Origin of the sequence: Amycolatopsis sp. cmx-8-4 (assembly GCF_046548675.1) — a bacterium.
Taxonomy (GTDB): domain Bacteria; phylum Actinomycetota; class Actinomycetes; order Mycobacteriales; family Pseudonocardiaceae; genus Amycolatopsis.
This window is the reverse complement of the sequence record NZ_JAEBDZ010000014.1, coordinates 171,468-184,259: the sequence shown is the minus strand read 5'-3', so window position 1 is coordinate 184,259 and position 12,792 is coordinate 171,468. Positions and strand designations below refer to the sequence as shown.

Genomic DNA, 12,792 nt, shown 5'->3' with positions numbered 1-12,792 from the left:
GGCGCTGTCTCACGATGGCCTGGGGTCAGGCCCAGCGGTGGAAGCCCTGGCCGGTTTTGCGGCACGGACCCAGCCGCGGACCTGCTCGACGACCTCGGGCGCCGTCTCCGGGGTGGTGACGACCTCGACCAGCTTCGACGCCGGAACCGGACAGCGAGCTGGTTGGTCAGGACGTCGATCTTGAGGTCCGGCCGCTTTGGCCAGGCCGTCGGCGATCCGGGCCCGGGCTGCTGCCCCATCGCCGGTCTCGACCACGGCGACTTCCGCGCCCGCCGCGGTGAAGACCTGGGCGATCCCGGCGCCCATGCGGCCGCCACCGATCACCCCGACGGTCCCGGGCATCTCCGTCTTCACGCGCTCTCCCTGGCGATGCCGCGACGGAGGAAGTCGTCGGCGTCCACTCCGGACTCGACGAGCAGGGCCCGGGTGTGCCGGCCGAGGGCGGGGACGTCACCCATGACAGCTTCGACGTCGGCGAACGTCGCCGGCGGCAAGAGCGCGTCGACCTGGGCGTGCTCGGTGCCGACCGTGCGCCAGCGGTCCCGGGCCCGCAGCTGGGGGTGGTCGACGACCTGGTCGACCTCCTTCAGCTGGGCCGCGGGGACACCGGCCGCGGCGAGGCGGGCGTCGAGTTCGGCGTTGGACCAGCGGGACGTGCGGGCCGCGACCTCGGCGTCGCACTCCGCGCGATGGGCAACCCGGGCCACGTTGGTGGTGAACCGCGGATCGTCGGCGAGAGCGGGTGCTTCGAGCACGGAGGTAACGAGCGTGCGCCAGCCCGTGTCGTTCTGGACGCCGATCAGCAGCTGCCCGTCGCGGGTCGGGAACGCGTCGTACGGGGCGATCGAGCTGTGGCTCAGCCCCATCCGCGCGGGCTGGGTCCCGGCGTACATCTGCGTGTAGAGCGCGTAGCCCATCCACTCGACCGTGGCTTCCAGCATCGAGACCTCGATCGTCGCGCCCTCACCGGTCCGCCAGCGCCGCAGCAGCGCCGCCAGGATCGCCTGCGCGCAGTACATGCCGGACGCGATATCGGCCGTCGGGATGCCGGTCTTCGCCGGCGCTTCGGCACTGCCGGTGATGGCGATCAGCCCGGCCTCGGCTTGGATCAGCATGTCGTAGGCCTTGCGCTGTTCCATCGGCCCGCCCGCACCGAACCCGGACAGGTTCACCTCCACCAGCTCCGGGTGCTCGGCGCGGAGGTTGCCGAGACCGAGGCGGTCGGCAGCGCCGGGCGCGAGGTTCTGCAGGAAGACGTCCGCGCGAGCGATCAGCCGGCGCACGACATCGCGGCCCTCGGCGGTCTTGAGGTCGACAGCCAGAGATTCCTTGCCGCGGTTGAGCCAGACGAAGTGCGCACCCGTGCCGTGCACGACGTGGTCATAGCCGCGGGCGAAGTCGCCACCCTCGACGCGCTCGACCTTGATCACCCGGGCGCCGAGGTCGGCGAGGTTGCGGGTGGCCAGGGGCGCGGCGACGGCCTGCTCGACGGCGACGACGGTGACCCCCTCGAGCGGGCGCGTCACGACTGCTTCTTCTTTTCGGCCCGCACGAGCCCGCCACCGATGATCAGGCGCTGGATCTCGCTGGTGCCTTCGTAAAGCCGCATCAGGCGGACGTCGCGGTAGATGCGCTCGACCGGGACCTCGCGGATGTAACCGGACCCACCGTGGACCTGGACCGCGAGGTCGGCGGCCTTGCCGGCCATCTCCGTGCAGAACAGCTTCGCCGCCGACGGCGCGATCCGCCGGTCCTCCCCCGTCACGTACAGCCGCGCGGCCTCGCGGGCCAGCGCACGCCCGGCGAGCACGCCGGTCTGCTGGTCGGCGAGCATCGCCTGCACCAGCTGGAAATCCCCGATCGGCGTGCCGCCCTGCGTTGCCGTGGCGGCGTAGGAGACCGACTCGTCCAGCGCCCGCTGCGCCGCGCCCACAGCCAGCCCTGCCATGTGGATCCGGCCGCGGGCCAGCGACGTCATCGCGGCCTTGTAGCCGACTTCGCCGTCGCCGCCGACCAGCGCCTCCGGCCCGACGCGGACCTGGGAGAAGGTGACGTCGGCGGTGCGGGAGCCTTCCTGGCCCATCTTGGCGTCCTTGGCGCCGACCGTGATGCCCGGCGCGTCCGCCGGGACGAGGAACACCGCGATGCCGGTGCCGGATTCCGACGCGGGCCGGGTGCGGGCGAACACCACGAACAACCCGGCCTCGGTGGCGTTGGTGATGAACTGCTTGCCGCCGTCGATGACCCAGCCCTCGCCGTCCGGTTTCGCGCTGGTCCGCAGGCCCGCCGGGTTGGAACCGGCACCCGGTTCGGTGAGCGCGAACGACGCGACGACCTCACCGGAGGCGATGCCGGGCAGCCACCGGGACCGCTGTTCCTCGGTGCCGAAGCCGACCAGGACCTGCCCGGCGATGCCGTTGTTCGTGCCGAACATCGACCGCAGCGACAGCGACGTGTAGCCCAGGGCCATGGCGACCTCGACGTCCTGGACGAGGTCGAGGCCGAGCCCGCCCCAGTCCTGGGGGATCGCGTACCCGAACAACCCCATCTCGGCGGCCTGCGCGCGCAGGTCGGCGGGGATGGCGTCCGTGGTCATGATCTCCAGCTCGCGAGGCATGACGCGGGTGCGCACGAAGTCGTTGATCTGGGCCAGGACGTCCGCGAAGACGTCGTCGGGGACCTCGGGGTTGCCGGTGTACATGACCCTCACTATCGAACGCCGATTAGGTTCTGTCCAATACCTAATCCAGCAGCCAGTGATACTATTCTGATAATTATGGACGTCCAGCAGATCCGCGCGTTCCTCGCGGTCGCCGAAGAACTGCACTTCGGCCGGGCCGCCAAGCGGCTGCACCTCGCCCAGCCGCCGCTGAGCCGCACCATCAAGCAGCTGGAACACGAGCTGGGGACCCAGCTGTTCGAGCGCAACACCCGGTCGGTGCGCCTGACCGTCGGCGGCCAGGCCCTCATCGCCCCGGCCAAGGAAGTCCTCGAGGCGTTGCGCCGCGCCGAAGACACCGTGCGATCGGCGGGCGACGGCGAGGCCGGGCTGGTCCGGATCGCGTTCGCCGGCGTCTCGACCCACTCGCTGGTCGCCCGGCTCGCCCGCGCGGTGCGAGCGAGGCGGCCGGGCATCCAGCTGGAGCTGTCGAGCCAGAACTTCGCTCAGCCGGCCATGAAGAAGCTCGCCCAGGGCGACACCGACATCGCGCTCGGCCGCTGGGACGTCATCCCCGGCGAGGTGGCCGCCGAGATCGTCATGGCCGACGAGCTCGCACTCGCCGTCCCCGACACCCACGCGCTCGCCGGGGCCCGCAAGCTGAAGCTCGACCAGCTGGCCGGGGACGGCTTCGTGTCGCTGCCACCCCACGAAGGCGCCGTCCTGCCCGACCGGCTGCGGCGCCTGGCCCACGCCGCGGGTTTCGTCGCGAACGTGGTGCAGGTCGCGCCGGACACCCAGACCGCGCTCGCTCTCGTGAGCGCCCAGGTCGGCTGCCATCTCACCCTGGCCTCCGTGGCCCGCAACGTCACCGATCCGCACGTCGTGTTCGTCCCGCTCGACGCCCCACCTCAGAACGTCGACTTGCGAGCGGCCTGGCGGCGCGACGACCGCAGTCCCGCGTTGCGAGCGGTCTTGGACGAGCTGCTGGCGCTGCGCGGCTCAGAGTGAGCTTTCGTCGTCGTCGAGCCCGAACTCCCGCAGCCGCCGGTACCGCGTCGTGCGGCCGATACCGAGCAGTGCCGCGGCCACGGACTTGTTGCCCTTGGCGGTATCCAGGGCTTTGACGACGGCGTCGCGTCCGGCCGACGCCGCCGGCGACACGGTGTGCCGGCCGCTGGATGCGCTCGACCGGCGTGAGGTCGTCGAGCACCGACTTCACCGCGGTGCGGAGTCCTGGAGTGACGCGGTGAGCACCAGCTTTCCGGGCAGCCGGTGCGCGTCGGAAACAACACGCGCGAAGCGGTGCGCCTGAGCGACAGGGACGTCTTCCACCCGCCTCAGCAGGACCGTCGCACCGCCGGCCCGATCGGGAAAGGACTCACAAGACCGGCTGACGCCGGTTCGGCGATCGTTGTCACCATCGCGACACGACCCGCGGGTCACCACACCCGCTGCGGCGGCGCCGTGACCGGGAGGGAACGGCTCGCGCACCACCGGCCCGTGCCCGGCAGCGCCGCGAACACCGCGGCGGCCACCGCCGGGACCACCATCACCGGCCCGAAAACGAGAAAAGTGACCGCACCCCGCGCGTCCCAGTCGAAGCCGCCGTTGAGCATGAAGAAGATCAGCACGCTGACCGCCGCCTGGACGGCGATCAGCACCCCGCCGACCAGGACCAGCCACCGCCCCGCACCCCGGCGCGCCACCAGCAACCCGGCACCCAGCCCCAGCACGGCCAATTCGATGGCGCAGAACATCGCGTACACGACCAGTGCCCAGTCGAACGTGCGGTCGGGCACGGCGACGAGCAGGTACAGGTTCTGCCCGATCCCCCACACCGTCCACAGAACACACACCAGGGCGAGTACCAGCGCGGTGATCGCCGTCCCGCCGGGAGGCGGACCACCAGGTCGTCGAGTGTCGATCATGGGCCGACGCTATCCCGGCCGAACGGCCGTGTACCGCCTTCGGCCCAATCACGGATGGCGCCGACCGGTGGCGAGCACGGCCCAGACGATCTTGCCGCCGGACCGGCGCGGGCCGCTTGTGGGTCGGCGACCGTTGACGAGGACCTCGGCCACTCCGGCGGCGACGGGATCCACCTGGTCAAACGCGGGGCATCAGAGAAGCGGTCCAGGTCAGGTGGGTGCTGCCGTCCGTGCTCGTGCTGTGCGCGACGGCACCGACGCCGGCCTGACGCCGGCTCGGCGCGGGTGCGGCCCCGCCGCCGGGGGACGTCATCGCCGCGCCGTTGTCGATGACCTCGACGGTGAGCAGGTCCGGCAACATGCTGATCTGGATCTCGACGGTGGTGGCGCACTCCTGCCGGGTGATCACGGACAGGGCGTTCTCGACGGTCGCCACCGCGTCATCGGCGATATCGGCCGGGACCGACGGCGCCAGGTTCCCGGTGAAGCTGGTCTGCACGGCGAACCCGAGCGCCGGAGCCGCCGTGTCCAGCACGGTCAGGAGGCGTTCACGCAGATTCGGGATCGCCTGCGGGCGGGGATCCAGGTTGTAAACGGTCGACTGGATGCGACCGATCGTGTCGTCGAGGACGGCGATGTAGGACTTGAGGCGGTCACGCACCTCGGGACGGGTGCTCGCGCTGGCCAGGCCCTGCAGGCCGGTGGCTACGGCGAACAGCTTTCCGGTCACGTGCTCGTGCAGCGACGATCCGATCCGGTCGTGCTCGTCGAGGATGCGCAGCGCCTGCTGGTCGGCACGGGCCCGGCCGAGCTCGATCGCGACCCCGGCGTGGCTGGCGAACCCGGCGAGATGACCCATGTCCGCCTGGGTGAACCGCCGCTGCCCGGCCAGCCGCCCCACGCTCAGCGCGCCGATGGCCCGGTCGCCGGCGACCAGCGGGACCACGACGACGGACCCGATCGGCACGGGAAGTTCGGCGAAGCCCGCGGCGGCGTAGTCGTCGGTCAGGCTGGGCAAACCGGAGCGCACGACCTGTCCGGCGAGGCTGCCTTCCAGGTCCACCGTCATGCCGAGCACGTGCTCGGCCAGCACGCCGAGGGCCGCGGTGACCTCCAGCCGTCCGGTGTCCGTGAGCAGGGCGAGCGTCGCGAAGTCGGCGGACGCGCCTTGCTGGGCATGACGCAGGACCAGCTCGAGCGGGTGGTCGTCGGCACCGGCGAACAGCCGCTGGGTGATTTCGGTGGAGGCGGTCAGCCACCGGCGCCGTCGCTCGGATTCGTCGAAGCGCCGCGCGTTGTCGATCGCGACGCCAGCGGTGGCCGCCAGCGCGACGGCCAGCTGCTCGTCCTCTTCGCTGAACTCCCCGTTCATGCTGCCGGTGAGGTAGAGGTTGCCGAAGATCCGATCGCGGATCCGGACCGGCACGCCAAGGAAGCTGTCCATCGGCGGGTGGTTCGGCGGGAATCCCGCCGCATCGGGATGGCTGTTCAGATCGGTCAACCGGATCGGCGTCGGCCGGTGGGTCAGCAGGCCGAGGATCCCCCGGCCCCGGGGCAGATCACCGATGCGTTCGATCAGGTCGGCGTCCATCCCGGTGTGGACGAACTCGTCGAGCAGCCCGTGCTCACCGAGCACGCCCAGCGCCGCGTAGCGGGAGTTCACCAGGTCCCTGGCCGCGGTCACGATGTGCTGCAGCACGACCTGCAAGCTCAGATCGCCGGCCACCATGGCGTGGGCGCGCAGCAACGCGCGCAGCCTCCCCTGGGTGGCGAGCACGTCCTGCGCGCGAGCCGCGACATCGCCGAGGAGCTTCTCCAGCTCCAGCCGCGGCAGATCCGGGAACGGCAACGCCAGCGGGCCGAAGTCGTCGAGCCGCTGACCGTTCTGCGGACCGGCGCGCGGAATCTCGGTCATGTCCTGCTCGCATCCCGTTGATGATCTGGCGTCAGCAGGGTCCGGACCGACGTCACCAGCACTGTGGGGACCGGTGGGCCGGTGGACCGGCCACGTCCTCAACCTACGCCGTTCCTCCAGGTAAGGGAACGCGACTGTGACGACCGGGTTGCCGGGTGTCCCCACCGGCGTGGGCGTCCCGGACGACCAGGGCGGTCACCCCGAGTGCGGCGACGATCAGGCCGATGCCGGACACCCACCACCAGCCGGGCCGGATCCGGTCGCCGAGCAGGATCATGGCCAGCGATCCGGGGAGCACGACCTCGGTCATGGTGACGATCGCGCTGGGCACGGTCGGGGTGCTCCGGCGCAGTGCCGCGGCGTACAGCGGGATGCCGAGGGCGGCGAACCCGATCGTCACGTAGGTGAGCGGATGAGCCAGGAGCGCGTCGATGCTCGAGGTGGCACCCGGCTGCAGCAGCAGCGCACGGACCGCGAGGACAGAGCCCCCATAAGCGCATCCGGCGACGACCGAGCGAGCGACCGTCCCGCGCCGGACGGCGGACAACCCGGCGACCAGCAGCACGACGAACAGAACCAGCAGAACGGCGAGAACCACCGGCTGCGGTGCGGTCCAGCCGGTGGTACCGGCCGCGCCCGCGGCCAGCAGGCCGAGTCCGATCCCGGCCGCGGCGACGGACAGCAGATCGACTGCGTGCAGTGCCGACCGCAGCACCACGTGAGCCAGCAGGACGGCGATCGCGGTCTGCCCGGCGACGATCGACTGGACGGCGAACACCGGCAAGAACCGCAGCGCGAAGACGGCGAGTCCCCAGCCGAGAACGTCGACGAGCAGCCCGGCGCCGTAGAGCGCGGCCCGCACCGGCAGCGAGGACCCGGTGTGCTGCGCCGCGGTCGCCTGCAGGACCGTTGCGACGCCGTCGAAGACCGCCGCGAGCAGCGCGGCCGCGAAGCCGAACACGATCCCCGCTTCTCCGGTCAATTCCGCACCGCGATCCGGCCCGGGCGCCGGGGCGTCAACGGTGGCTTCTTCTCCGCCACGTCGCCACAGTGAGCCCCGTTCATCGCTTGCGGCAAGAACCATGAGCCCTCGATCAAGGGACCGAAGTCCCCGCGCGTTCAGCGCACGTCCGTCACCCGGCTGGCGGCCGTTCGAACGGTCCCGTGGCCCGTCTCGACACCGGCACTGCAGCCGGCTGCGGCGAGCATGTCCACCACGGAGCTGTGCCTGGCAACTGCAGAAGGCCGACAGCGAGACCGTGCGGCGCGGCGTGGTGCAACGGCGCGAGGAGTACCTCGACGAGCTCCAGGCTCGCAATCGCGACGGCTTCGCCCGCTGGCCGGCCAGTGGTGCCCGCGCGGGCGGGGACCCCCAGCGCTACCTCACCGCAGGCGGATGACGCCGCACCCGGCGGTTACGAGGGGTCTTCGGCGTCGATGACCGCGTCCGGTGGGTACACCCAGGTGATGGCCAGCGAGCCCAAGCCACGAGCCACCAGGTCCTGCCGGATCTCGTGGGTGGTGCAGCCGCCGTAGACCAGACGAGTCAAGCGCAACGTCCTTCGCCCGCGCTCGGGCATGGCGATCGTGGCGAGGACGCCGCCACCGCACTGGCTGTAGGTGACCTGTTCGCCGGGCTCGGCGTACTCCCCCGTGATCATGGCCTCGTAACCGCCGCGCCCAGACGCGGCCAGCGTCTCGTACAGCTCGTCGACGAGCGCCTTGACCTGAGGCGGGTGATCCATGTGATGGGTGATCAGGGTGCTCCGTCGCCAGCTCTCGTCGTCATGTGCCCGCATGCCGGCCTCCTGTTCTCGTCGTTCGGTGCTGAGCGCGCCCGGCTTCGGCGCGGTCCCGGACCCCCATGAGCATCTTCCGGCTCATCACGAAGCTGACCGCCTCGACCGGCTCGATCAGCAAGCCCGCCCAGCGACGGGTGTAGCCGTACCGTTCGCGCATCACCAGCCGCGTCGACCCGTCCGGCCGGTCACGCAGGACGAAGGCCCAGGTGCAGTCGTAGGGTGCGGCCGCGTTCCCCATTGGCACAGCACCGCGCAGCACCAAGGCCCGGCCTTCGTCGAGGCCGGCCACGGCCATCGAGACGTCCGGATGGAGCTTCACCTCGTTGCCCACCTCGACGTGCTGCCATTCCGCGACGACGCGGTCGGCGCTGTGGATATCGCAGCCCACCAGGTTTTCCCAGGCGTCGTAGCTGTAGAAGCCGCCACGCGCCTGGCCCAGCTGGGCGAGCCACGGCCACACTTCCGACGCGGGTGCGGAGATCGTGATGGCGCGGGTCGCCACGAGATCGGGCTCGGTGATGAGCTCGTCCCCGGCCAGGTCCGCGGTGACTTCGCGAGGGTCGGCGCCCCAGCGCAGCTGCCACTTCCGCGCGGCGACCGCCGCGAGGACGAACACGCCGAACGCGCCGGCCATCCACAGCCGGGCGTTCCTCGGCGTCACCGAGTCATCGTGAGGATGACGCGTCACGGTCGTCTCCTTCGGCAGCGTGCGGATCCCGGTCGACGTTGCGCAGATAGCAGGCCAGTGGCACCGCGACGATCAGCGCGACCGCGGCGAACACGGGCACCATCGAACTCGAGGCGATTCCGGACGCGGGATCGGCGCGCGAACCGAACCACTGGTCCGTGGCGACCCCGATCCCCTCCAGCACGAACATCGCCAGCATCGCGCCGGTGACCAGCAAGCCCCAGCTCGCACGACGACGGCCGGCGAGCGCGGCCGCGGCTAGGAGCGGCAGCCAGACCGCCAGGTCCTGGACGAAGACGGGGTTCGTCAGCAGCCCTGTGCCCTCGAGCAGGGACGCCGGGTTCCGGCTGAAGACCGCGGGAACGATCCGGACGAGCCACGCGCCGGCGTTCAGCAAGACCAGGACGAGCGCGAACCCCGTGATCCACCGCACCGCCATCGACGGCGCCAGCCGCGCGCCGAACGCCGGCAGATCCGCGGCGTGAAGCACGGTGACCAGGCTCCACAGAGCCAGCCCGAGGTAAGCGACGTAGAGGAGGAACAGGGTGTTCAGCGGGGTCGCGAAGCAGAAGAGCACCGCTTGGTAGAGCAGGTAGGCCGCCGCTCCGAGCCAGACCACGAGCCCGCGCGCGGACCCCCGCGCGGTCAGCGACATCGCGACGACGAGCACCGGGACGGCGACGCAGACCATGACCAACGCCGTGCCCCGCAGGCTCCCTTTGGCGGCCTCGACGCCCGACAGCAGCGAAGGCAACGTCAAGCTCAGCACGGCGACCGTCGTGGCCACGACGGCGAGCGCACCGGAGCAGAGGTAGGCCGCGCGGGCGGGGTGGAGCAGGACCGGCCCGTGCGACGTGCCGGTCCGGGTACCCCGGCGTTCGGCGAGTGTCATAACCGAACTCTGCGACCGCACACCCTGCTTCCTGAAGAGTCCTTGGTCCCTCGGGAGCGGGTCTCCCGGTCCTTTCCTGCGTGGGAGGAGGAACGCGAGGTCTTCGGTCCTCGGCTGCGGAGCAGTTCGGCCCTGTGCCCGGCAACCCGGCGCCCCGGACAATCGGGATGAATTGTCCGCCACGCCGTCGATGGGACACGATCATGCGAGTGCCGGCTCCGGTCCGTCCGGGTGAGCAGTGACCGACACCAGTCTCCGGACACCGGCCTACGCGCTCGAGGCGGCCGAGACGGTCGCCCTCCTCGGGACGGACGGACGAACCGGCCTGACCGAAGCCGAGGCCGTCGCCCGGAATGTCCACAACGGACTGAACGTGCTCCCGACCGGCCGGGCCACCAGCGCGCTCGGCCGGTTCTTCCGCCAGTTCAACGATCCGCTCGTCTACGTCCTGCTCGTCTCGGCCGGCGTGACCCTGAGTCTCGGCCAGTTCGTCGACTCGAGCGTGATCTTCGCCGTCGTGCTGCTCAACGCGGTCGTCGGACTCCTCCAGGAATCGCGGGCCGAGCACGCCCTCGCCGCGCTGGCCGGCATGGTGACCACCGAAGTCCGGGTGGTGCGCGATGGTGTCCCCATCCGGATACGAGCCGAACAGCTGGCCGCCGGAGATCTCGTCCACCTCCGCGCCCGGGGACAAGGTCGCGGCCGACTACCTGCTGCTGTCGGCACACGAGCTGCAGATCGACGAATCCGCGCTGACCGGCGAGGCCGCGCCCGTCACGAAGACGCCCGGCGCGCGGCCCGAAGCCACCGCGCTCGCCGATCGGCGGAACATCGCGCACGCGGGCACCGTGGTCACGCGGGGCGAGGGCACGGCCGTCGTCGTGGCGATCGGTGCGGCCACCGAGCTGGGGCTGATCAACCAGCTGATGACCGCCACCGGCGTGCCGACCACGCCGTTGACGCGCAAGCTGTCCGGGTTCAGCCGCCGGCTCTCGGCCGGCATCGTGGCGCTGGCGGTCCTCCTGTTCGTCATCGGGCTGCTGCGGGGCTACCGAGCCGGGGAGATGTTCACCGCGGCGGTGACGATGGCGGTCGGCGCGATCCCGGAAGGCCTGCCGGCCGCGGTGTCCATCGTGCTGGCGATCGGCGTCGTCCGGATGGCCCGGCGCGGCGCGATCGTCCGGCGGCTGCCTTCGGTGGAGACGCTGGGCGGCACCACCGTCATCTGCACCGACAAGACCGGCACCCTCACCACCAACCGGATGACCGTGACCACCGTGGTCGCCGGCGGCCGCACCCACGAGTGGGCCGGCGGCGACCCGCTCCCACCGGTGTTGCGGGAGTGCCTGCTCACCGGGGTGCTGTGCAACGAGGCGCAACCGGCCGACGGCACCGCCGCGGCCATCGGCGATCCGACCGAAACCGCCCTGCTCACCGCGGCGCGGGAAGCCGGGCTGGACGTCGGTGCCGAGCGGTCCGCCCGGCCGCGCGTCGACGTGCTGCCCTTCGAGTCCGGGCGGAACCTCATGGCGACGGTGCACCGAACTGCCGACGGCCGGTTGACCGGATATCTGAAGGGGGCTCCCGAAACAGTCCTCGCACTGTGCCACGATCAGCTGCGGGAAGACGGGATCGCCGAGCCGCTGGCGACGAGCGCGCAACGCGAGACCGCGGAAACCCTCGCCCGCCGAGGTTTGCGGGTACTGGCCTTCGCGACGTTCACCCCCGCGCGCGTCGACGCCTTTCCCGGCGCGGCGTCGCCGGAAGGGCTGACCCTCGTCGGTTTCCAGGCCATGCACGACCCGCCGCGCCCGGCCGCGGTGGCCGCCGTGGCGGCGTGCCGCGGAGCCGGGATCACGGTCAAGATGATCACCGGCGACCACGGCGAAACCGCCCGGGCGATCGCCCGGACCTTCGCGCTGGCCGACGGGGAGCCGGCGGTGCTCACCGGCGCGGAAATCGCCGGGACACCGGACGACGCCCTCGCCGGCGTGGACGTGTTCGCCCGCGTTTCCCCGGAACAGAAACTGCGGCTGGTCACCCTGCTGCAGGAGCGCGGCAACGTGGTCGCGATGACCGGCGACGGGGTCAACGACGCGCCCGCGCTGCGCAAGGCCGACATCGGGATCGCGATGGGGCGCAGCGGAACCGAGGTCGCGAAGGAAGCCGCCGACATGGTGCTGGCGAACGACGACTTCGCGACCATCGAGGCCGCCGTCGAAGAAGGCCGGGCCGTGTTCGACAACATCCGCAAGTTCATGGCCTGGACGCTGCCGACCAACATCGCCGAAGGACTGGTCATCCTGGTCGCGATCGTGCTCGGCGCCCAGCTGCCGATGCTCCCGGTCCAGGTGCTGTGGATCAACATGACCACCGCGGTCTTCCTCGGCCTCTCGCTGGCCTTCGAACCGAAGGAAACGGGCATCATGGCTCGCCGGCCCCGCCCACCGGGGCAGGCGCTGATGACCACCGACCTGCTCCGGCGGATCTCGCTCGTGTCGATCATCCTCGTCGCGGGTTCGTTCGCGGTGTTCACCTGGCAGCTGGGCGCCGGCGCGTCCGTCACCGACGCGCGGTCGGTCACGATCACCGTGTTCGTGTTCGCGCAGATCGCGTACCTGTTCAGCTGCCGGTCCCTCGACCGGTTCCGGCCGACGGGCTGGAACCCCTGGGTGCTCGGCGGCGTCGCCGTCATGATCGCGCTGCAGGCGTCGATCCTCTACCTCCCGCTGATGAACGAGCTGTTCCACACCGCGCCGCTGACCGTCGGCGGCTGGCTGCTGGTGCTCGGCCTCGCCGTCACCACGTTCCTGGTCGCCGAGCTCGACAAGTTCCTCTGGCGCCCCGGCCGCCGCCACCGTGCCGGCCGGCCGGAACCCCTGGTTCCGGCGGCGACGCGGTGAGC

11 protein-coding genes and 2 pseudogenes are annotated in these 12,792 nt (G+C 71.3%); 3 read left to right on the top strand and 10 right to left on the bottom strand.

Features of this window, described 5'->3' with window-relative positions; genetic code table 11:
* Window positions 1–9: 9 nt before the first annotated feature.
* From ACLJQZ_RS28470 to ACLJQZ_RS28460, 3 genes are read right to left on the bottom strand one after another with little or no spacing between them, the layout of a single operon-like run.
* Window positions 10–354 (bottom strand): 3-hydroxyacyl-CoA dehydrogenase NAD-binding domain-containing protein, encoded by a 345-nt coding sequence (locus ACLJQZ_RS28470; RefSeq protein ID WP_410622940.1) that lies wholly within the window; start codon window positions 352–354, stop codon window positions 10–12.
* Entirely contained in the window at window positions 351–1,526 is a 1,176-nt protein-coding gene (locus tag ACLJQZ_RS28465) for a CaiB/BaiF CoA transferase family protein (protein ID WP_410622939.1), read from the bottom strand. Before ACLJQZ_RS28465 ends, ACLJQZ_RS28470 begins: the two co-directional genes overlap by 4 nt.
* Window positions 1,523–2,701, bottom strand: coding sequence for an acyl-CoA dehydrogenase family protein (locus tag ACLJQZ_RS28460; RefSeq protein WP_410622938.1), 1,179 nt, complete (start codon window positions 2,699–2,701; stop codon window positions 1,523–1,525). Before ACLJQZ_RS28460 ends, ACLJQZ_RS28465 begins: the two co-directional genes overlap by 4 nt.
* Window positions 2,702–2,776: 75 nt before the next feature.
* Between ACLJQZ_RS28460 and ACLJQZ_RS28455 the strand changes: the two genes are divergently transcribed.
* A complete protein-coding gene (locus ACLJQZ_RS28455) occupies window positions 2,777–3,670 on the top strand; it encodes a LysR substrate-binding domain-containing protein (RefSeq protein WP_410622937.1) in 894 nt (297 codons plus the stop codon).
* Here ACLJQZ_RS28455 and ACLJQZ_RS28450 read toward each other — a convergent pair.
* The 7 genes and pseudogenes from ACLJQZ_RS28450 to ACLJQZ_RS28420 all read right to left on the bottom strand — a co-directional run.
* Window positions 3,662–3,781: pseudogene (locus tag ACLJQZ_RS28450) on the bottom strand (helix-turn-helix domain-containing protein); the annotation flags it as partial. The gene ACLJQZ_RS28455 and the pseudogene ACLJQZ_RS28450 overlap by 9 nt on opposite strands.
* Before the next feature lie 320 nt (window positions 3,782–4,101).
* Window positions 4,102–4,590: a hypothetical protein gene (locus tag ACLJQZ_RS28445; protein WP_410622936.1), complete on the bottom strand. Its 489-nt coding sequence runs from the start codon at window positions 4,588–4,590 to the stop codon at window positions 4,102–4,104.
* A 178-nt stretch (window positions 4,591–4,768) separates the two neighbouring features.
* Window positions 4,769–6,505, bottom strand: a complete 1,737-nt coding sequence (locus tag ACLJQZ_RS28440) for a GAF domain-containing protein (RefSeq protein ID WP_410622935.1) — start codon at window positions 6,503–6,505, stop codon at window positions 4,769–4,771.
* A gap of 103 nt (window positions 6,506–6,608) precedes the next feature.
* Entirely contained in the window at window positions 6,609–7,487 is an 879-nt protein-coding gene (locus ACLJQZ_RS28435) for a hypothetical protein (protein WP_410622934.1), read from the bottom strand.
* Window positions 7,488–7,920: 433 nt separating this feature from the next.
* Window positions 7,921–8,304 (bottom strand): hypothetical protein, encoded by a 384-nt coding sequence (locus ACLJQZ_RS28430; protein WP_410622933.1) that lies wholly within the window; start codon window positions 8,302–8,304, stop codon window positions 7,921–7,923.
* A complete protein-coding gene (locus ACLJQZ_RS28425) occupies window positions 8,291–8,968 on the bottom strand; it encodes an SRPBCC family protein (RefSeq protein ID WP_410622932.1) in 678 nt (225 codons plus the stop codon). Before ACLJQZ_RS28425 ends, ACLJQZ_RS28430 begins: the two co-directional genes overlap by 14 nt.
* A 4-nt stretch (window positions 8,969–8,972) precedes the next feature.
* A complete protein-coding gene (locus ACLJQZ_RS28420) occupies window positions 8,973–9,887 on the bottom strand; it encodes a hypothetical protein (RefSeq protein WP_410622931.1) in 915 nt (304 codons plus the stop codon).
* Window positions 9,888–10,125: 238 nt separating this feature from the next.
* Between ACLJQZ_RS28420 and ACLJQZ_RS28415 the strand changes: the two are divergent.
* Both ACLJQZ_RS28415 and ACLJQZ_RS28410 read left to right on the top strand, forming a co-directional pair.
* A pseudogene (locus ACLJQZ_RS28415) lies at window positions 10,126–10,296 on the top strand (cation-transporting P-type ATPase); the annotation flags it as partial.
* Window positions 10,297–10,510: 214 nt separating this feature from the next.
* Complete coding sequence (locus ACLJQZ_RS28410; protein WP_410622930.1) at window positions 10,511–12,790, top strand: cation-translocating P-type ATPase; 2,280 nt, start codon at window positions 10,511–10,513, stop codon at window positions 12,788–12,790.
* Window positions 12,791–12,792 lie beyond the last annotated feature (2 nt).